At 39.0% G+C, this 21,380-nt stretch carries 18 protein-coding genes, 2 pseudogenes and 1 riboswitch; of the genes and pseudogenes, 14 read left to right on the forward strand and 6 right to left on the reverse strand.

Translation table 11 applies throughout. From position 1 onward, the window contains the following. Window positions 1-56: 56 nt before the first annotated feature. The 3 genes from CUU64_RS14450 to CUU64_RS14460 form a co-directional block, all read right to left on the reverse strand. Entirely contained in the window at window positions 57-158 is a 102-nt protein-coding gene (locus CUU64_RS14450) for a sporulation protein YjcZ (RefSeq protein WP_101634303.1), read from the reverse strand. 614 nt (window positions 159-772) lie between these two features. Continuing rightward, window positions 773-970 carry a YwbE family protein gene (locus CUU64_RS14455; RefSeq protein ID WP_101634304.1) on the reverse strand — a complete coding sequence of 66 codons (198 nt, stop codon included), beginning with the start codon at window positions 968-970 and terminating at the stop codon, window positions 773-775. Beyond that, on the reverse strand, window positions 970-1,164 hold the full coding sequence (locus CUU64_RS14460) for a hypothetical protein (RefSeq protein WP_101634305.1): 195 nt from the start codon (window positions 1,162-1,164) through the stop codon (window positions 970-972). Before CUU64_RS14460 ends, CUU64_RS14455 begins: the two co-directional genes overlap by 1 nt. Window positions 1,165-1,428: 264 nt before the next feature. On the opposite strand from CUU64_RS14460, the pseudogene CUU64_RS14465 reads away from it, so the two are divergent. Then, a pseudogene (locus tag CUU64_RS14465) lies at window positions 1,429-1,674 on the forward strand (GNAT family N-acetyltransferase); the annotation flags it as partial. A gap of 229 nt (window positions 1,675-1,903) precedes the next feature. Here CUU64_RS14465 and CUU64_RS14470 read toward each other — a convergent pair. Beyond that, a complete protein-coding gene (locus tag CUU64_RS14470) occupies window positions 1,904-2,470 on the reverse strand; it encodes an MEDS domain-containing protein (RefSeq protein ID WP_101634306.1) in 567 nt (188 codons plus the stop codon). A gap of 874 nt (window positions 2,471-3,344) precedes the next feature. Between CUU64_RS14470 and CUU64_RS14475 the strand changes: the two genes are divergently transcribed. The 3 genes from CUU64_RS14475 to CUU64_RS14485 all read left to right on the forward strand — a co-directional run bounded on the left by CUU64_RS14475 (window position 3,345) and on the right by CUU64_RS14485 (window position 5,409). Further along, window positions 3,345-4,208: an NAD(P)-dependent oxidoreductase gene (locus tag CUU64_RS14475; protein ID WP_101634307.1), complete on the forward strand. Its 864-nt coding sequence runs from the start codon at window positions 3,345-3,347 to the stop codon at window positions 4,206-4,208. A gap of 68 nt (window positions 4,209-4,276) precedes the next feature. Then, window positions 4,277-4,579: an EthD family reductase gene (locus CUU64_RS14480; protein WP_101634308.1), complete on the forward strand. Its 303-nt coding sequence runs from the start codon at window positions 4,277-4,279 to the stop codon at window positions 4,577-4,579. A gap of 380 nt (window positions 4,580-4,959) precedes the next feature. Further along, on the forward strand, window positions 4,960-5,409 hold the full coding sequence (locus CUU64_RS14485) for a hypothetical protein (RefSeq protein WP_101634309.1): 450 nt from the start codon (window positions 4,960-4,962) through the stop codon (window positions 5,407-5,409). Window positions 5,410-5,642: 233 nt separating this feature from the next. Here CUU64_RS14485 and CUU64_RS23185 read toward each other — a convergent pair whose 3' ends face one another. After that, entirely contained in the window at window positions 5,643-6,041 is a 399-nt protein-coding gene (locus CUU64_RS23185) for a GtrA family protein (protein WP_101634310.1), read from the reverse strand. Window positions 6,042-6,544: 503 nt separating this feature from the next. Between CUU64_RS23185 and CUU64_RS14495 the strand changes: the two genes are divergently transcribed. From CUU64_RS14495 to CUU64_RS14510, 3 genes are all read left to right on the forward strand, one after another. Further along, window positions 6,545-6,811, forward strand: a complete 267-nt coding sequence (locus tag CUU64_RS14495) for a hypothetical protein (RefSeq protein ID WP_101634311.1) — start codon at window positions 6,545-6,547, stop codon at window positions 6,809-6,811. Window positions 6,812-7,229: 418 nt separating this feature from the next. After that, window positions 7,230-7,415 carry a hypothetical protein gene (locus CUU64_RS14500; protein ID WP_101634312.1) on the forward strand — a complete coding sequence of 62 codons (186 nt, stop codon included), beginning with the start codon at window positions 7,230-7,232 and terminating at the stop codon, window positions 7,413-7,415. Between the two features lie 1,395 nt (window positions 7,416-8,810). Continuing rightward, window positions 8,811-9,050, forward strand: a complete 240-nt coding sequence (locus CUU64_RS14510) for a hypothetical protein (protein WP_101634314.1) — start codon at window positions 8,811-8,813, stop codon at window positions 9,048-9,050. A 271-nt stretch (window positions 9,051-9,321) separates the two neighbouring features. Here CUU64_RS14510 and CUU64_RS14515 read toward each other — a convergent pair. After that, window positions 9,322-9,667: pseudogene (locus CUU64_RS14515) on the reverse strand (SDR family NAD(P)-dependent oxidoreductase); the annotation flags it as partial. Window positions 9,668-9,936: 269 nt separating this feature from the next. Between CUU64_RS14515 and CUU64_RS14520 the strand changes: the two are divergent. From CUU64_RS14520 to CUU64_RS14550, 7 genes are all read left to right on the forward strand, one after another. Then, window positions 9,937-10,356: a hypothetical protein gene (locus CUU64_RS14520; RefSeq protein ID WP_101634315.1), complete on the forward strand. Its 420-nt coding sequence runs from the start codon at window positions 9,937-9,939 to the stop codon at window positions 10,354-10,356. Between the two features lie 16 nt (window positions 10,357-10,372). After that, window positions 10,373-15,196, forward strand: coding sequence for a DUF4132 domain-containing protein (locus CUU64_RS14525; RefSeq protein ID WP_257985535.1), 4,824 nt, complete (start codon window positions 10,373-10,375; stop codon window positions 15,194-15,196). Beyond that, window positions 15,193-15,435, forward strand: coding sequence for a VOC family protein (locus CUU64_RS14530; RefSeq protein WP_101634317.1), 243 nt, complete (start codon window positions 15,193-15,195; stop codon window positions 15,433-15,435). Before CUU64_RS14525 ends, CUU64_RS14530 begins: the two co-directional genes overlap by 4 nt. Window positions 15,436-15,519: 84 nt before the next feature. After that, the gene (locus CUU64_RS14535) at window positions 15,520-16,389 is read left to right on the forward strand and encodes a YitT family protein (RefSeq protein ID WP_101634318.1); all 870 of its coding nucleotides are present in this window, start codon (window positions 15,520-15,522) and stop codon (window positions 16,387-16,389) included. Window positions 16,390-17,271: 882 nt separating this feature from the next. Further along, window positions 17,272-17,373, forward strand: a riboswitch (purine riboswitch). 179 nt (window positions 17,374-17,552) lie between these two features. Further along, window positions 17,553-18,746: a nucleoside transporter C-terminal domain-containing protein gene (locus CUU64_RS14540; RefSeq protein ID WP_101634332.1), complete on the forward strand. Its 1,194-nt coding sequence runs from the start codon at window positions 17,553-17,555 to the stop codon at window positions 18,744-18,746. Between the two features lie 604 nt (window positions 18,747-19,350). Continuing rightward, entirely contained in the window at window positions 19,351-19,935 is a 585-nt protein-coding gene (locus CUU64_RS14545; RefSeq protein ID WP_101634319.1) for a TetR/AcrR family transcriptional regulator, read from the forward strand. Between the two features lie 356 nt (window positions 19,936-20,291). Then, the gene (locus CUU64_RS14550) at window positions 20,292-21,278 is read left to right on the forward strand and encodes an NADPH:quinone oxidoreductase family protein (RefSeq protein WP_101634320.1); all 987 of its coding nucleotides are present in this window, start codon (window positions 20,292-20,294) and stop codon (window positions 21,276-21,278) included. Window positions 21,279-21,380: the final 102 nt, after the last annotated feature.

Consider the following 21,380-nt stretch of genomic DNA (forward strand, 5'->3'; position numbering starts at 1 on the left):
CTAACATTTACGGGGCAGTTCAAAGGCATGTACCATATTATTAGGCTTTTATTACATTAGCAACCCCAAGTACAGAAACCTGCTCCTATGATGATTACCAATAAAACGAAAATGACTAGAACAAATGCAGCTTGGCTGCCACGTCCGTATTCACTCATCGTAGCCACTCCTTTTCACTTTGCTTAATTTATAATATGTACAAGCTCGTAATGTGACTGAGTTTTTTACATATATTTATTTAATAGATGAAAAGACACATTTTTCATTAGGACAAACTTTGGCTCTGTTAATTGGTCAACTACTGAATGGGCCTGGCATTAACCGTAGTAACTTTGATGAATATGTTGAGTCTCAAATTCAAATGGAAATTCAACATAAAAAAGAGGATACATCGTTTTTGTTACATTTACTTGTATTCCACTTGTAAGTGACGGGAAAAAAATGGGAAGGATCATCACATTTAAAAATATCAACCATAATCAAAGTAAGAAAATCTCAAATATTCAAGAAATGTTCGCTAATTTTAGAGAAATCCCAAAATATCATCTCTTCTATTTCAGGCGACGGCGTATTTACTTATATCTCTCCGACTGTGCAGGCATTACTGGTATATACTCAAGAAGAGGTCACCAGTTTGTAGGTTAGTCCCTACAAGCGGCACGTTAACATACCTCAAGTTCCCGAAACCTGTTAATTGAATTTTACCTGCACTTTTCAATCTCCATGTAAAAAGCATTCAGGGAACTGTTCCTTGAATGCTTTTCGCTTCTTTTTATTTAGAGAAAATTTCCTGTACGCGTCCAATCTGTCCATCGGTTAGCCTGACTTTGATTCCGTGGGGATGGGTGCCCGATTTGGTAAGAATATCTTTCACAATCCCTCTGGTAAGCTTACCCGTTTTTTGATCCCTTTTTAATACAATATCCACACTCATGCCTGGTAATATGTCTTTCCGGTTTTGTCCGTTCATTAGACACCCATTTTTCTGCGTGTATTGCTTGGTTTTTTCGTTTGCTGGCTTTTCATTTTTTTTGTTGAAAGGTCGACACTCGCTTTTCCTTTAACAGCAGAGGTCTGGTTCTTTTTGTTTTCAAGCTGCTGCTTCATTGCCTCTCTCAGGCTGATTTTCTTTCTTGGTGCTTCGGATTGATTATTCTCAGTCATAGGAAATTCCTCCATTTAAATAGGATAGTTAATCAAGTATAATCTATTTTTGCTTTTTTGTGAAAGAACAACGAAGTAAATATGATCGGGATCATTATGGTTTTATACGTTTAATCATTTATATCATTGTGGCGAGCCGAAGTAGGTATCTAAAATATCATTAAGTCATCATGAAAGGTTCAGAAGCTGATTCCTTATTCGACTAACAGGGCAGGGGAGTTGAAGAACAAGTAATTATCAGGTTATATAGTAGTATTAAAGTGAAGAGGTAAAGGAGTAGGTCAACAAATGATTAAGGAAATCCTTAAAATCGCATTTGATGAACTTCATTTACATAGAGTTAGTGTTGGCGTATTTGACTTTAATGTTTCTGCCATTGCCTGTTACGAAAAATCGGGAGTTATAAAAGAGGGTTTACTTAGAGATTCAAGAAAAAATGGTGATGAGTATTGGAGTTTATGGGAAATGAGTATTTTAGAAAATGAATGGTTAAAAACCAAAAACGTTTAGCCTTATCCAACTAAGCTGCGTTACGGAAAATCAGAGCTGTAGGCAGCTTTTCTTGTTTTACTATCGGGCCAGGTTAGTGGAACAAGGCTTAGTGAAACTTATGATTAATTAATTCGAACTATAACTAAAACAATTAAAAGAATATTAACTTGTATTGGAGATGTTTTTGCTGCAATTGCGGGTTCATTTTTTTAATAAAATAGATAATGATGAATGAATAAATACCTGTCTACGAAATATTCAGTTTTTCTTGTTTATTGCCCTGATTATTCATAAGAAAGTTGTGGCGAGTTAGAAGGCTTACCTTAAGCTCTTCGCTGACCCTATTTGAATCGTAGGCACAAACAGAGAGAAGTCTTTTTTCACTAACAATTACATCAGCTTCTTTTTCAGAGTCTGATAACTTTTTATGTACTTCGCGTTCATCTCCCCATTCTACATGAGCCCAGCTACGGACAGCAAATTCCTGTTCTCCATAACCTTCAATTAATCTCGGAAGAAACTCGAAAATTGAATTACATCCAAAATCTCCCTTGGCAAAATAGAAGTCAAAATTATTGATGAACCGTACTTTATTTAATTGACTTTCATTCAACATCGATTCAAAGACTTTTTTCAACAATGGACTAATTCGGTCATTTTCTATTATTATGGAATACTGATTCTGTTCCAAACCGGAAATAACAAAGTCAACAACATTTTTTAAATAATCTTCTACGTTCTCAAAAAAATATATTACATGTCCCTCGGTAAGGTTTTTAAGGTGATTTATCACGTCTAAATTCTTTCTTTCCAAAACAGCACCCCATTCAAATCATTTATCTTGAAACCGGTAAAAAACGTATCGCTAAGCTGTTTTGTACAGTTGCAGGCGTTACAGTGTATCTTCTTCTTCATAGCATAACATTTATTTATGTAATTTTCACAAAATTTCGTTATAAAGTAAACCTTTTTAGGAAAGATTTCGACCTGGATTTTATGGCTGAAAAAGTTTTGAATAATTGTACTTAAACTAACGGGTGCTTGTGCGGCCGAGCTTAGGTCGTGTCATATAGCGGGTGGGATTCCTGTCGAGTAAGAACTAGCCATTCGCTCGTATCGAGTCTTGGAGGGATGATTTTGTTTGTTGTTTTCAATATAAAAGGAAGCCCAGCAATTCTTCCACTCATTAAAGTTGAGATTAAAGAAATCAAGAGGTACTTCGACTAACTGGGCAGGTAATTGAAGAAGCGTATCTTTTGAAAAAGGTGGAAATAGTATAACCGTAATACACGATCCAAGTGGATGAATCTAACAGTATTAGACCTGCTGCAAATTCCATTCAATAACGTTAAAGACTAAATTCTTTGAGCTTGTTAACTTTATTAACTAGTCTTATAGCCATGCAAATTGTAGGATTGTGGTGTAAACTGGCAACAACAAGTTAGATGGGAGAAATCCTTATGAACATTAAAACCGTGGGTACATGGGACGACGAACTTTGGCAGGACGTGAGCCCCCTCTATTGGGAGGCATTTGGAGGTTGCTCTTTTTATGAAACCCAATCATTTTTGTATGATAGACTTTCCATAGTCAAGCAAAATTCTTGGTTTGCAAGAAGCAAACGGGGATAATAAAGTGTATCAAAGACAATCTAGTAGTAGTTGATAAAATGAACTGGGGTGTTGAAAATGATTGGTTTTATCGGCCTGGGTATAATGGGAAGCCGAATGGCAGATAATTTATTGAATAACGGCCACGACCTGATTGTTTATAATAGATCCAGGTCAAAGGCTGAAACACTTATATCTGCAGGTGCAAAATGGGCAGAATCACCATTAGAAGTGGCGATCAATTCTGATATTGTCTTTACAATGCTTGCGAATCCCCATGTTGTAGAATCCATTGCCATAGGTGAACATGGATTTCTAAATGGTTTGAGTGAGGGGAAGCTATGGGTAGACTGCAGTACAGTAAATCCATCCTTCACAAGAAAAATGGCTGAGGAGGCAGGCAAACGAAACATCCGTTTCTTGGATGCTCCAGTGGCAGGATCCAAAATACCAGCTGAAAATGGCGAGCTAGTCTTTCTTGTTGGAGGCAATAAAGAAGACCTGGAAGAAGTCAGGCCGATGTTGGAAGTTATGGGGAAGGCAATCAATTACCAGGGGGAACATGGAAAAGGGACTTCCATGAAATTGGTGGTTAACCTTATGTTAGGACAAACGATGGCAGTTTTTGCTGAAGCTGTTAATCTGGGCGAAGCAATGGGATTAGACAAAGCTACCGTCATTAATACATTGCTTAACGGTCCTACTACGGCACCGTTTCTAAACGGGAAAAAAGAGAAAATTCTACAAAATAATTATGAAGCAGAGTTTCCTTTAGAACTTTTGCAAAAGGATTTACAGCTTGTATCCCAAACGGCATACGAGAACAACCTGGCAATGCCGATTACTAATCTTACTAAGGAAATATACGGCCTCGCAAAACAACAGGGCTTAAGCAAGGATGACTTCTCGGCCATTTATAAATATTTATCCAACAAAAAATAATATAATTGATATTCGCTTACCATTCATTTTGTAAACACCTTCACCCATCAAACCAGGAGTGTGTAACTATGGCAAAATTTATCGTACTTTATGAAAAACCGAAGGATGTTGAAGGATTTCAGAAACACTACAACGGTGTACATATGCCGCTCGTTGAGAAAATGCCGAACATCCAAAACTCATCACAGCATGCAATTGTAAACGCACAAAATACTGATGCCAACTATTATTTAATAGCTGAACTGGAATTTGCTTCTTTAGATGATCTGCATGCTTCACTTTCGTCTGAAGCAGGCAAACAGGTAGCAGATGATGCGGCAAATCTCGCTCCATTTCTTCAGAAGCCCCCTATCATCTTGATTACAGAGTAAACACTGACTCCAATCTTAAACCATAAAAGCGTAAGGCAGAAAAGCCTTGCGCTTTTGTGATTTTTTCAGACAGTTTGTTTTCACTTTTTTTCACTCTCCTAAGTCGGCTGAATACAAGAAATTATAGTCATAGGTTGTAAAAGTTCAGTACAAACCAAACGAAATGAAGCAGATTGGTAAAATAACTCCATTCTAAGCACGATTACCGAAATGTTTCTTTACAATTTAACCCTAAATCAGACCGGATTTTGAGATGGTTTTTTGTTTTTTCACTAAAGGGGGGGATAGTGGAAGAAGGATGTGTATTGTTTTCCAGCCCTTTTAGGGGATTGTAACAAAATGAAGAAAATTTCCGTCTATGTTAACAGGAGGGATGTTTAATGAAAAAGACCGCATGGCCGATAGGCCTGGTTGGTTTAATTCTGTTGGGAATGTACATAGGCGCAGGGATGCTCCAGACTCAACCGCCTCAACCCACAGTAAGGGCGGATGGGAAAACGGTAAGGGCCTACCTCGGGTCGTATTGCTGGAATTCCATGTTTAACGGAAGGTGTGTGGATACCATCGGTCCGGTTGGGATCATTGAACATCACCATGCCAATCCCTTAGCAATATCTCCAGGATCCACCATCACAGTGAAGTACAGAAAGAAGCCGACCAAAGACAGTGTGGGAGCAAACCTATGGAATCAAAATAATGAAAGAAAAGCGGTCATCCTCAAGAGGCACTCCTTTACAGCACCCAAGGAAAAAGGGACATATGTATACGATGTGTTTGCAAGTTGGGAAAAGGGCAGTGCCAGCCACGTATTTGTCATAACAGTAAAATAAAACACAGTAACTCCGAAGGTGCTACAGTGGTCAGCATGTTGGCTTACATTAAGGCAGAGTCTTATTGTTCCACTGAAAAGCAATTTAGTTTAATAACAAATGACTTTATTTACGGTTAAAGATATAATTTTGACCAAAAAGGAGAGTAGGTGCGATATGAAAACCGAAAAGATTAAAGAAGCTTTATTCGTTATGGGCACGTACACTTTCCTTTTTGAGATTTGATAACGGCATCATGCTGTTCCTTCCGATTTAAATGTCCAATAGTTATTCAAAGTGAAGTTTATCAAAGGAATAACCAAAATTGTTACCAATTCTCCTACTAAATAATGAAAAGAAAATACATGCAGTATTGTAAACATGATTGCATAATTTAAAATGAATCCAACTGTAGACACAAAAATAAAACGAATAAATTTCTTGTTAGTATAATGACCACCAAACGTATACTTTTTATTTAAAATAAAGGAAAAAATCGTCATTATGACAAATGAAATGGAAGATGCCAATATGGGATCCTTCTCGAAGACTTCTATTAAAACAAATATTGACAAAAAATAGATTACTGTGCTTATGAAGCCTACAACGCTGTATTTCATAAACTTAAAGAGTAAGCCTTTCCTTACAACCATAACTATTTCCTTTCAAGACAAGTATCTCTGTTTTATGAATATTATTATATATCGACTTGATTCTTTAAGTTTTTAAATTTTGCTTTTTATCCTTTGAAAAAAAGAAGTTCTAGTAATGAACAATAGTACGACAAAAAAAACACATTGAACAAAATTATATTCAATCGATAGTGGCTTTTCCTTTGCTTTAGATGCCTCAGGTAGTCTATGGAAGCGAAAAATTTAATGGAAGAGTCAAGCGATTACAATACTAAGGTGGTTAAAAAGAGCATAATAAAAAGGTTTCCGTTTTTCAAACATTCATAAACATATTAGATGATCGTTTTGATAATAATGTAAATTAGTGCACACTTATTATTTTAGAGATGGGGTACAACCCAATGAATGTATCCGGGAACTTGTAGCAGTGGAAAAAGCAGACGTCCAATTTGCTATATGACCGCTTAGTGGACATGATAACCACAATTGTACGGAACAATTGCGGACATAAAGGGGAGTATGGTGTGAACGTGATAATTGAAATACAAATTGAGTCGCCGCGTGGCAACTTCAGCCGAAAAGGTAAATTATTGGTCAAGCCGTCCGACTTTAAACGGGATCCGGACGAAACCGCAGCCATTGCTGCGTTTGAGTGGCTACGTGAAATACGACTTGTTCACGGCTTTAATTTAGGCGAACACGTAGTCCAGAAGGTAATCTATAACGGGGAGCACGATATAACGGAGATTGTTCACCAGCTTCATCCGATGCTTGATGATTTGCCGTTTTAACAAACAAAAAAGCCTTTTAATCGGCATGCTAACAGAATAATGGTTTCGGTATTAGAAACCGCCATAGAACCAAGAACAACTCATACCTTGCATCTCCCTGTTTTACAAAGTGTGTACCATTCCAAAAGCAGGAATATGGGTGGTGGAGGATTACAATTACAAGCTATTTTTCCACGAAAGGGATTTCGGCAACTGATGCATTCAAACTGGTGATGAAGATTCGGTGCCTTTAGAGGAATTATCGTTTAAACGACTGTCATTTTCATTCAGTTACACAGTTTTTTTGTATGTTTTGTACATAGACGACAAATAATAAAATTGGAAGTTGAATCAAAGTGTTCTGGAGTTCATAATCATACGGTAGGTGTACATTTAACTTTTCAGAATACATCTTTGTTAGGAAGCAGGGAAATGTATAATGGATCACAAACAATCTAAGAATGATGAATTAACGTCTGAGAAAACACAACGACCAGGATCCGAATACAACTTGATTGCAAGAAAAGCGGGAGATGTAACCGGTTCCGGCGGACGTTCCGAACACCCTGATGTTATTGATGATACAGGGGTTGGTCCAGAGAGCCAAACATGGCGAGATGAATGAGCAATTACTTTATCTAGATAAAACTCCTTTAGATGTCCTATACAGTTACTCAAGGATTGCCTTCACTGGGTAAAAAAATACTGTGGAAAACAAAGTTAGGTGCATCAACAAGATAGACAGGATCACGATAATGAAGAACATGAAAACGATGAGACTGGCCACAATTAATGGATAAAACAACAGGTGTACCAATGGCCCTTAAAGCGGTACACCTTTTTGATTATCAATGCTACTTTTTCCACATAAACGGAGCGAGTGTGCGCACGCTCCATCCTCTAGTATGCACTAGGCTGTGTGTGGAATTTTAGAAATGAACACTGTTGCTCCGAATTTAATTAATATCCCCGCCTTGTTATTCCACATGGTAATAAATATCATTGGTTAAGGATATTTAGCAAAGATTTCTAGACTAACACAATAAAACCTTACGGGTTACCCGGAGGTTTTCGTCTTCAAATAAATTAAAAATTCATACATTTTGACCATGTGAAAAAATTGGAAACACTGTATACTGGAGTAAATACTGGCAGAGAGTGAACCCCAACGTTTTGCCAGGGCAGGCTGAGTCTTCCACCTACTCAGCCTGCTTTTTATTTTCTCCAAACCTGACACATTTTCATATTCCCTCGTAGTAAGTGATTGCCAGCTTTTGATTATCTCCAATTAGGTCTGAGATTACTGCAACAAGAAAAAATCGGGTGAAATCGCTACAGCCGATTTTTGATTGGGGTAAAGGAAATCTTGACTGGTATTATTATGAAAAGCATTGCAATGAAGTTTTCGAGATTCCCAACTGAAACCGGATATAGAATTTCACAAAAAGGTTATGTTGGTACTTGAAAAAGAAATCTAGGAGCAAATTGAGGGGTTAGAATGTTTGTACATAAAATTAATGAGGAACTGTCTTTAAAGTTAAGTATGAATACAGTTATTTTATATAAGGGTAGTTACGTTGGAATTGCTGGATTTTATGAGATAAATTGGTTGCAGATAAAACAGCATATATTGGTTATTGGCTTGGTCAACAATTCCAAGGGAACGGCCATAATTACTCAGGCAGTTCATGCATATATCTATCTATTTAGTTTCCTTGCACAACAATTAGGGAATAGAAATACAACATGTTCAGGGGGGTATGACAAGTGCCAGCAGAAAACGCTATATTATTACACTAATAAAATGGGGTGTAACCGTCCAAATTGTTGTTATTGCGTAGTACCTTGAAAGTATGTATAGAGATTTCTACCGATTGTATGGTGATTTTGTAACAGATGTGAAAGGGAAAGACACAGGAACCATTTCCTTCAGAGGTATAGATTTATTTCATTCAGTAAAACAAGAATGCCATATATCAATGGAAGCAAAACATACAGTGATTAATCAAGGAGATACACAGTGAATAGAGAGCTATTTGAATTAATGACAAAGATACTAAATGAAGTGGATGGTATTAAAGCATATATCGAAGAAACGAAACAAGATAGTAGAATGAGCTTGCAGGAAATCGAGAGAATAATAAACAGGTTAGAACATATCGCAAAGGAGGCAGATAATGAGTTGAATGATACCCTTATCAGGATTGAAGAGAACTTTGATGTCGAACGGGCGAAGTCCAGAAGAACCGAGAAGGAATAAAACAAAAGTCGTCTTTTCGGGCGGCTTTTTTTGTGCGGACAGGGCAGGTTAAGAGAGGGGCAACACATGTTATAATGTGAAAAACTACCACATGGAATGGTGATAAGTATGAAAATACAAATATGAATTAACTGGAACTGGCTGGGACGAATGTCAGATACGACTGTAGTCCACAAGTGTTTCATTCAATGCAGGCCACCTAACTGATGTTTTTGGCGAATTGCTTGAAGGCTTACGTAAGCCTTTTTATACAGAAGATGTTTATATAGAGCGTGGTTATGAGTTTTTCTGGGATTCGGAACCGAGTTGAATTGGTTTCTGTCGAATTGCGTAACACATTAAATCGTTGTTGAATCCCTGCATTGTTCACTAACACATTCACTTCTGGGTAGTTCTCTGTTACCCAATCAAACAATGCTACACGCTCGGATCCAATATCCAAATTACTTACACGCGTAATAAGGCTAGGGAATTTTTCTTTCGCATTTTGAAGTGCATTTTCACGTCGTCCACAAACAATAACTATATTTTCCAGCTTTTATAAAGCGTTCTGCAAAAGCTAATCCTATTCCAGCATTTCCGCCTGTAATAAGTATTGTATTTCCTGAAAGTTTCATTATAGTTCCTCTTCTCGAATTATTTTCGTTATTTAATAAAAAACTTACGACTTAAACCGTGGTTTAAGTCAACATAAAACTAAAAATACTTTTGTCTGTAGTGCTACGTATAGAAAAATCAACCCTAATTCATCAACAACCCTAGCTCGATGAATCAGTAATTGTTTAACCTTTACTCTATTTGGTAATTTTTTCTGTGATTGTTCAGATGAAACACCCTGCTATATGATGAATAAAAGGAAATGAATTCCTTAAAAAAGAGGGTAAAGATGAAAATATTTATAACGGTGAAAAGCTTGGCTAAAAGAAAAAGATATATTGACCGGGTCATATTTGAGTTTGCGACAAAACCGTGTACTCTTAAAGAACTTATAACAGCGATTGTAACAAAAAACGTTACCGGCTTTAGGGTGGGTGATGCGAGCGATCAGTTTTTTGGTTTTTTGCCAGCTAGCGAAATTGAAATGCAAGCTTCGAGCGGCAAAGTCGGATTTACCCACAAATACAATAGTAAAAAGGAAGATTTGCAGCAGTCTATCGTAACCGCCATTACAGCCTTTGAAGACGGATTATACAAAGTGTTCATCGGCGAAGAAGAAATAGAGCAATTGGACTCGCCGATACTGATGCAGGATGAGGATGTTGTCACTTTTATTCGGGTTACCATGCTTGCGGGAAGAATATGGTGAAAAAGGGGGACTAGCTTTGAAGGACAGGTTTCAATATTATAAGACACTCCAAACGAGATCAGAAATGCTTAATGAATCGGATCAGCAAATTGCAAAAGCAGTGATCGGTATTTTAAGAAGGCCATACTATAATGAAGAACTGCATAGCAATAAGCTGGAAGGTTTATTATCGCCCCGTTCAAATAGTAAGACAACTGCTTTTTTTGAGCCACTGGTTCCGGTGGTCACCCAATTGCTTGGTGAGTATCAGGGGAATATTATCAAATATATCATTCAGAATGCATTTGATTATCCGTACAGTTCCGGGTATTATCGGAGGCCTTTCCGCACGGCCAATTCCAGACAGCATCTTCCCGTAATTTTGGGGAAAGTTGTTTCACTGCTTGAATTATATCAATCTGAATTTGATGTAATCAGCTATCTTTCCATGCGGGATTACGATCGGGATGCAGATGTAATCAGCGATATCATTGCTTTTGAAATTGACCAGGGAAATGAACAGGTTATTCAGGCATTAAGGGATATCATATACGGTGATAACAATACGGCCCTCCTTTCAAGAACCATGGTTAAAGGCATTTTCTTAAGCCATAATCGGGAGATGTATACCATGCTTGGAGAATTGCTTGTGGCTGCCAAGCTTCAAGAGGGCTTAAGGCAAAGCATTGTGGAAAGCATGGACCAAGGAACCCTGGAAGCTACGGTACATATCCTGAAAATAATTATTGATCACAACCTCATCAGGTACAGTTCTGTCATTAGGGCTCTGGATGTGTGGACGGGCCTGGAATTGGAAGCAGCCAACAAAAGAGTCGCCTCTCAAAACATTGAGTATATCTATCATTGTTTAACCGAGGAACAGCGCCGCAGGGAATACCTTGAGGATGAAAATGCAAAGAAAATCTATATAAGCCTGTGGGCGACCGCAGTGCGGGATGAGATGGATTTGGAGGTTTTGATTTCCGATTTGATGGAAAACGGGGCAGATTATCAAAAAGCAGCCGCCCTCCATTTATTGAACGAAAGCCAGAATGAAACACTCCGGTTTCAAATAGCCCATGATCATTTAAAACAGGAGAATCTTGAACTCCAGTATCTGGTGGTTTCTAATTACCCTTATGGATACAGCTTTCCTGGGACCAGGTTGGGAAAATTTCAAAAGCTAGAAAGCAAGAATGAGAGGCTTCTAGACTTTACGATTCTGAAAAAAGCCATGGTCAATATGCCCAAGAAAGAAGTTTCCATTCGTTCAAGTATACATGATCATATGGTTACCTATACTACAGACGACATTGCCGATCGTATGATTTTTCTTATCGAATACGATATGGACCGTGACTGGATTGCCGAGCTGTTTTCGATGAAGGATTCAGTTAGTGCTGATCAAAGATGGAGGATGTTGGACTTGCTTACAAGTGCCAGGGATGACAGCTGGCAGAGGGAAATGATCTTTAAGTGTCTGTCGGACCGAAGCATGGCCATTCGGGAGTCAGCCTTATCAAAAATTAAAAAGCTAGAGCTTACTCATGAAGAAATCGAAAAAGTTGCTTCGTTATTAAAGCTAAAAACCGGTTCATTAAGACAGGGAGCGATCCGTATATTGCTTGGTCTGGAGCAAACGAAGCTTGAACCGGCCCTTGAAAGCCTTCTCACAAGCAAAAATGAACTTCAAAGGCTTGCAGCGCTTGAGATCATTTCTAAATTAAGCAGCAATCGGGAACCATTCATCGAGAAGCTTACCTTGATTAAGGAACCAACTCACAATGAAAATATATTGCTATCAAAGCTTACCCATAAAGAGGAGTATACGTGGGAGAACGGCTACGGTCTGATTGATGGCCAGGAAAAGCCGATAGAAATCGCTGAGGTGAAACCTTCAAAGGATTTCACGATAAAAGGCTTTCTCACTTTATCCGAGTCTGATATAAAAAAGTACCTTTCACAAATATCAGACGCAGTACACCAGCAGAAGGATCATGAATATGAATTCGAGTGGTCGGATGGTTTTAAAGAAACAACCTTGATTGGATCTGAGTTACGACCTGTCCAAGACAATAATGGCATGAAGGTCGATGCCCTCCCGCTACCTCAAGTTTGGCGGAATACTCTGCAAAATAGCGGGCTGAGAAATAGTGAATTACTTCAACTGGAATTCTATTTAAACAGTGAAACGGTTTATAAATACTATTTTAATCAGCTGGAATACTGGGAAATGGAAGGATTAAAGCGGGCCGATAAATGGAAGAAAAGTTTTATTGCGGAGCTTTACCCAATCGAGAAACTGAAAGAGGTTTATTCGTTTTTAGGAAAATTGCCTTATCCTGACCAGGTTCTGACGCTAATTTCGGCTTTTGCAGAAGACAGCGATAATAAGGAACGTTTTTCCCTGGCCCGGGATGTGATTAGTACCATTATAAACGCCATACCTAAAGAAAAGCTTTCAAAAGAGAGCAGGCTGCTGAGATTCCTGACCGAACAGTGGAATGAAGCATTGCGTGATGGCATAAATGACGATACATCATTTAGAGAGAGCTTTTTCTTAAAGTACAAGCTGTATGCTTCAAGCAATTACAGGGATTGCCCGATTTCCCTGGAAGAATTCGCAAGAGCCCTGGATCTTCAATTGATAGATCAAAACGCGCTTTATCGTGAAATCATTGGCAGGAAGAAAAACGGCAATATGATTAGGGAAATCACGGAAATGAGTTCCGAGCTTCAAAAAAAATATCCTGTTTTACGCGATATACGGGATCAAATCATTGATAGGATTCTTGGTATCGAGTTGAAAAGAGGCGACCTCAAAACGGAAGTTACTGAGCTAACCATGGACATCTTGAGTTTTGAAGGAATTGACTATTTCGTTCAAATCCTGACAAGACTGGGCAGAGAACCGTTTGTCCGCGGCTATTACTACGGATATGGTGAGAACATCACGAAAAAAGATAGCTTTAGCCATCTATTGCAGATTTGCCATCCGAAAGAGAATGAAGATGAGAAAGATTTGGGCAGGTTGCTGCAGGAACATATGGTTTCAGAAAAACGGCTGTTAGAAGCGGCCATGTATGCTCCCCAATGGATTGATATCATATCCCGATATTTGCAGTGGGATGGTTTGCGCAGTGCGGTCTGGTATTTCCATGCCCATATAAACGAAGCCTTTTCTGCTGAAAAAGAAACAATTGTTGCGCATTATTCCCCGATTCCACCAGTGGAATTTAATGACGGAAGCTTTGACATTGATTGGTTTAATCATGCATACAGCACGCTTGGTGAAGAAAGATTCTCCATTTTATATGATTGCGCCAAATATATTTCAACGGGTTCGCGCCATCGCCGAGCCCAATTGTTTGCTGATGCAGTATTAGGGAAATTGAAGCCGGATGAGCTGAAAAAATCCGCCAAAGAGAAAAGGAATAAAGACCATCTTTTATCCTATTGCCTTATACCGCTCAAAGAAGACGGTGATGTGCTTGAACGGTATGAGTTCATTCACGAGTTTTTACGGGAAAGCAAGCAATTTGGCGCCCAAAGACGTGCCTCTGAAGCGAAAACAGTCAGCATCGCCCTTGATAATCTAGCAAGAAATGCAGGGTATAAGGATGCGTTGCGTATGCAGTGGGCTTTGGAAGCAAAAAAAATGAAAGAAATCAACAAATATCTGGAGCCTAAAGCAATCGATGATCTTACCGTCCAGTTGGTAATCAATGAGGACGGGAAGGCCGATATTATGGTGTCCAAGAAAGGCAAGCAGCTTAAATCGACACCTGCAAAGTATAAAAAACACGAGTACATCGTCGAGCTCGCAAACTTGAAAAAGGATTTGAGAAATCAATATTCACGAGCGAAACAGGAGCTTGAACAATCAATGGAAAATGCAAGTCACTTATCTAATGTGGAACTTAAGCATATTGCTGAAAATCCGGTTGTTGCTCCCTTAATAGCAGGGATCGTCTTTAGGGCTGGCAGCGAACTCGGATTTTACAACAACGGAGTATTGGTGAATTTGGCTGGGGAACGATATTCGGTTAAGGCAAATGATGAGATCGTGATTGCCCACCCTGTCGATCTTTTTGATAGTGGAACTTGGAGTGATTTTCAAAAGTATTTTTTTGACCATCAAATCCAACAGCCCTTTAAACAGGTGTTCCGGGAGTTATATTTACCGAATGAGGATGAAATCGCGAACGGGACGTTATCGTACAGATATGCCGGACATCAGGTACAGCCTAGAAAAACCACAGCTTTGCTGAAAAATCGAAAATGGACGGTCGATTATGAAGACGGCTTACAAAAGGTGTATTACAAAGAAAATATCATCGCGAAAGTATATGCAATGGCCGATTGGTTCTCGCCTTCCGATATCGAGTATCCAACACTTGAAACGGTTGAATTTTACAAGAGAAACACCTATGAACGGCTAAAGCTGGAAACCATTCCGAAGCGCATTTTTTCTGAAACGATGAGGGATCTTGATCTGGTTGTAAGTGTGGCGCATGCCGGCGGAGTCGATCCGGAAGCCAGCCTGTCAACCATCGAGATGAGAATTGCAATCGTCAATGAATCATTAAAATTCCTGAAATTAGATAATGTAACAGTAGAAAAAAAGCATGCCCTGATTAAAGGCACCCTTGGTGACTACAGTGTACATCTGGGAAGTGGGACTGTTTTCAAGCAAGCAGCCGGTGCTTTGAATATCATTCCTGTTCATTCTCAGCATAGAGGAAGAATCTTTCTGCCCTTCCTCGATGAAGATCCGAAGACGGCTGAAATCCTCTCCAAAATCATCCTGCTTGCCCAGGATACAAAAATCAAGGATCCATATATTTTGGAGCAGATGTGAAAGACATAGAGAAATCAATTCGATCTTATTCTAAATTATTTGATGCCGAACCAGTGAAAGAGAAACCAGGCTATGCAAAATTCCTGGTAGAAAACCCGGGCTTAAATTTTACCCTAAATCTAAAAGACGAAGTGTCGGGTAACCAAGTAGTCCATTTTGGTTTCCAGGTGGAAAATGTGAAAGGAGTGCTTCAACAAAAATATCGTGTGGTAGCACTCCATAAAACAAAGGTTAGTTGAATTATGTAGTGTCTATTGTTAGTGTTTTAAGAAATTGTGAATACTTATACATAGGGGTCTTTAAAATGAACCGGGGGAAATTATATGAGTGCAAAACAAAAAAAATCAAACATACTTAAAAAGGTTTCAAGAGCTTTATTAGTAATTATCGGTGCCTTTATAACTGCCTATGGGTTGGAAGCAGTTTTAATCCCAAACAACGTATCAGACGGTGGGATCACAGGCCTAAGTATCGTCGGTTCAGAATTAGCTGATTTACCTCTTGGGATTTTAATAGCCGTACTGAATATTCCATTCATATTTTTAGGATATAAACAAATTGGCAAGAGTTTTGCCATTTATTCAGTGCTCGGAATTGCTTCTCTTGCGGTAGGCACTATTGTTATGCACCAAGTACATACAATCATTGAAGGCGATACTCTGTTAATAACGGTAGTAGGTGGAATCATCATTGGTCTTGGGATGGGATTAGCAATACGAAACGGTGGGGCATTAGATGGTATTGATATGTTAGCCGTACTGCTTTCACGAAAATTGCCTTTTGGGACAAGTGACCTCATCTTATTTTTGAACCTGTTTGTCTTTATTGTGGTTTCAACAGTATTTGGACTACAAGGGGCTATTCTATCGGGAATTGCTTATTTTATTGCTTCCAAAGTGATTCATATTGTTGAAGTAGGTTTAAGTGGTTCTAAAAGCTTTACAATTATTACCGATCAACCAGAATTAATGGTTGAAACCATCCGTGACCGTTTGGGCAGGGGGGCAACATATAATATTGTTGAAGGCGGGTATTCAAATGAGCAATTCAAAGAAATCACCTGTGTTATCAACCGTCTCGAAGAAAGTAAAATGAAAGAAATTATTAATGAAATTGATGAACGTGCTTTCGTCACCGTTTATGATGTGGCGGAAGTAAAGGGCGGGAACTTTCGAAAGCGTGATATTCATTAATTGTGTGTAAATAACGAGTGAGAAACGAAGGCGTTGATCCGGGAAGGATTAACGCATTTTTATTAAATTGGCTTTTGCTCGGATGGAGTATGTTCGCCGAATAATTTGTTATTATGCAAAAAAATAGATTTTTCGGGAGGAAATAAGATGGTTACATGCTATCTGAAATATGTTTTTGACCCGTATAAAGTAAAGGGCTTCGAACAGAGGGTAACATTTGTATACGATTGGTTAATAAATTAGGCGGTACACATCTGGGTTATTTCATTCCGCATTAGGCTGCCAATAACTTTGAAAGATGGGAGAAAGGCCTACTTGGAAAACGGCGTTAACACTTTGAGAGCATCATTAATTCATTGATTATTCGAAATTTCTCATCAAGAAAGCTTGGTCTCTTTTAGACGTGAAAATCAACAATATTTCTGGTTGCTTGTTCAACTAAGGATATGTGAATCAAACTCAGGGCTGCCATTTGGTGGCTCTTTTTACGACGGGCAGTTGCAAAGGGTGCTGGCGAATATCGTAGCACCCTTCATTCAGAGACGACATTTCGATAAAACGATTGGTTTGAGGTGAAAAGAATTGAATCCCAGATCAGATGGTGAAAATCCATCCCCAAGGAGACTGCCCTAAACTTGGGAAGCCTAATCTAGGGCTATTTCGTGAGTATCGTCTGAAGGAGTTGTGTCAATCGGGAGACCGTTGTCGAAAAGGTAGACCATAATGCAAGAAGTGTGAAGCACGCGGCGAGATAACTTGGCGACTTTTCGAACAAGCATAAAGGGGATTATCAATAATTGTCACAAAATTATATTAATATATTAATTCGGACATTTATTAATTCTATTGATATTATATTTTTTATAGATATACTGATATTTATCCCTATAAAAATTATATCCTTGTATAATATCAGTGAACATGGTCTGATAGTTTCTACCCGGCAGCCGTAAATGCAGGACTACAAGGAAGTGTGCAAAATAATAGAGTCTACATATATTGGCTTTCCAGCAGGTAAACTAACCCACTACGGATAGGCCTTTACTGTTACCTAGCTCTTATTTTTCCATGCTTTCGGTCCAACTGCTGAAGGTATGAAGAATAAGGGCTTTTTCTCTGTATCAGAAGGATTTTTTGGGGAAAAATTACTGGAGGTTTTGACATTGTACTTTCTATTGAACGCCATAGGCGTATTCGTTGTGCTTGGTCTAGTATACTTATGCTCTCCAAATAAACGCAATGTGAAATGGAAATTCATCCTGCTGTTATTAGTAACGGAATTCCTGCTTACCTGGTTCATGTTATCGACAAAAATAGGAACCTGGGTTATCAATCAAATCGCTTCTTTCTTCACGTGGCTTATTTCATGTGCAAACGAAGGAATCTCTTTCGTATTCCCTTCAGCCATGGCTAATGAACATGTCGATTTCTTTTTTAGTGCATTGATGCCTATCATTTTTATCATTACCTTCTTTGACATTTTGGCATACTTCGGGATATTGACGTGGATTATTGATAAAGTAGGATGGGTCATTTCAAAAGTGTCCGGGTTGCCAAAGCTGGAGAGTTTCTTCTCCATCCAAATGATGTTCCTGGGAAACACGGAAGCACTGGCTGTTCTGCGTCATCAGCTCAGCGTCTTGCAGCAGCAGCGTTTGTTGACTTTTGGAATCATGAGTATGAGCAGCATCAGCGGCTCCATTATAGGAGCCTATCTATCAATGGTACCCGCAACTTATGTATTTGTAGCGATTCCGCTAAACTGTTTGAATGCATTGTTGATAGCAAACATGTTAAATCCTGTCGATGTGAGCAAAGAGCAGGATATCGTGTATGTGCCGGATAAGGGGCAGCGCAAGGATTTCTTTTCTACGATATCAAACAGTATGCTGGTTGGTATCCGCATGGTGATTGTCATTGCGGCTATGGTTATTGGCTACGTGGCTCTGACATCAAGTTTAAATGGGATACTGGGATTCTTTGTTGAGGGATTGACTATCCAGAAAATTTTCTCCATAATTTTTAGCCCATTCGCGTACTTGCTCGGCCTGTCAGGAGAGGACGCCAAGTATGTTGCCCAATTGATGGGCATTAAGCTTGCTACTAATGAATTTGTGGCAATGCTTGACTTAAAGGATTCGATTGACAGCCTTGCTCCGCATACAGTAGCGGTTGCAGTAACCTTCCTGACGTCATTTGCGAATTTCAGTACAGTAGGTATGATTTATGGTACTTTTAATTCTGTGGTGGATGAGGAAAAATCCCAGATAATCGGAAGAAATGTCTGGAAACTTCTCGTCAGCGGAATGGCTGTTTCTTTGCTAAGCGCGATGGTTGTCGGATTGTTCATATGGTAAGCATAAAACAGTTTACAAAGCAATATTACTAACGGCCTAGTTATAAACCGCTTTTTTAGCTTGTCATGCGTTGATCAGTTTTCCTGATCAACGCTTTTGTCTGGAGGAGAAATTATAGAACACTTCGGCTTTGTTCTTAAACTAACGGATTCTTGAGTTGATAATTGCGACGATCTAAGGGGAAGTTTTATTAAATCTTATTAAACATGCAATATTAGGACGCTAAAAAGACTCCTTTTTTCGATGAATATATGAAAACAATTAAGAGGAGGTACAGGCTAGGACAATGCGTAAGCAAAAAAATCTTATATTATTTAGGCCTGCCTGCGTCTGTCTGTATGACACAGGAAGAACATCCTATTTTCTTCAAAGCGTCTTTCAGAGGTAAATCGCCGCGTAGCTCATGGACAATCATGTAATGTCTTTTCTATCAAAAGGTATTAGAAGCGGTTTAAATAAAAAATATTTGGAATATTTAGTTAAATACTTGATATTTTTTATCAACAAAAGTAGAATAAATTTAAATTTTAAACAATGTTTATTAAATGTTTAAATTTCCCTTTTATCTTTTTTTTTGCAAAAGGCGTTGTTCCTGGAGGTTGTTATGACTATTAGAGAAAGGAAGAATGCTAAAAAACGAGAAGATATTTTACGATCCGCAGCCGGCATTCTCTCAAGAAAGGGCTATCAACGTACAACAATGGAGGATATCGCTGCCGAGCTGCTGATGACCAAAGGGGCCTTATACTATTATTTTAAAAATAAGGAAGACTTAATGTATCAATGTCATAGCTTTATCTTGTCGAATGCAGTTGATACTCTTGGTAAGATTGTCGCTGTTGAAGGAACGGTGGTCGATAAATTAAGGAAAGCCATTATCACTCATATCGATTTTGCTATTAACGAAAAAGAGACCTTTAATATGATCATAAAACCAGATCAAACATTCACCGATGATCGGCTCATGACGATTTTGGGACAACGTGAGGTGTATGCAGCGATTTTTGATCAGTTGATTCAGCAAGGTGTAGACAATGGGGAGTTTCATAAAGTGGACGTAAAAATGGTCCGCATGATTATACTAGGTGCTACCAACTGGATCCAACAATGGTATTCTCCGAAAGGACAGTACAATCAGAAGGAAGTCAGTAAGCTGTTTTCAGACTACCTATTAAGAATTCTGATATAAAATCTGAAGTTAATAAACTCAACCAATCCGCTTTTATACATTTTTGTAAGGGGATACAATACTCTTATAATGATTCCTCATCATAGCCAACGTCCTGAAAAAATGAGACTTCAGCCACAGAATTTACTTTATCCCATCGCATTTGCCTATTTGAATTTTAATAAAAAAGTGTAAGTTATGCGTCTATCTATTTACTTAGTAAAATATCTCTTTAATTAGATTAATTGACTTTAGACGAAACGGAATATTAATCTATCCGCTGTATAATTCTGGAGAGCGTTTCGTATCTGGTGCAAAACAAAGCAATTAGTCAAAAACTTTATTCGTTTTATAAATAACATTGAGGTGAGATGAAGATGAGAAGATGGATTGTAAAAGAACTTGGTGATCCTGAGACGGCCCTGCAACTGGCGAATTTAACAGAGGCTTCTCTAGAAGAGGGACAGGTGCGCATTGATGTCGATGCAGCGGCCCTTAATTTTTTTGATATCTTGCAATGCCAGGGAAAATACCAGGAAAAACACCCATTACCCTTTACACCGGGTGCAGAGATAGGAGGGATCATTTCTGAGGTGGGGCCAGGTGTATCTCTTAAAATCGGACAGCGGGTGCTTGCCACTCCCAAATTGCCGAATGGGGGACTTTCCCAAAGTGTGACTGTGCAAGAGGAAAATGTTTATCCGATTCCGGATTCCATGTCCTTAAGCGATGCCGCAGCATTGTTTATTACTTACCAAACGGCATATTATGCCCTTCATCGATCTGCTGGAATCCAAGCGGGCGATGTACTATTGGTTCATGCAGGTTCTGGCGGTGTGGGCTCCGCTGCCATACAGCTTGGAGTGGCCGCCGGTGCACGTGTCATTGCAACGGCTGGCAGTGAAGAAAAATGTAAGATATGCGAGGAGCTTGGCGCAGAACGAGCCATCAATTACAGCACGCAGGATTTTGTCAGCATCGTGAAAGAAGTAACAGACGGAAAAGGAGCCAATATTATCTTTGACCCAGTTGGAGGGGATACATTCGATCGTTCCCGCAAATGCATCGCGTTTGAAGGCCGGCTCCTGGTGATTGGATTCGCTGGCGGACGCATTGCTGATGCCCCTACCAACCATGCTTTAGTTAAAAACTATTCCATTGTAGGTGTCCATTGGGGACTCTTTGGAAGGCTGTTTCCTGAAAAGGTGGTACAGGCACATGAGGAGCTTATCTCTTTATATGAGAAGGGGGCGATTAAGCCTCTCATCTATAATGAGTTTGCTTTTGAAGAGGTGCCTCATGCCCTTTCATTATTGGGAGCACGAAAAACCTGGGGAAAGCTGATCGTCAGGCCGCATTCCTGATCATTCACAGACAATGTGCACTGTATGCCAATAAGCTTAAAGGGGGTGGTGGTTTTCAATAAGGAGAAAAAACAAGTACAGGGATACTGTTTCTAGCGGTTC

This window comes from Bacillus sp. V5-8f (assembly GCF_002863565.1).
Lineage (GTDB): Bacteria > Bacillota > Bacilli > Bacillales > DSM-1321 > Peribacillus.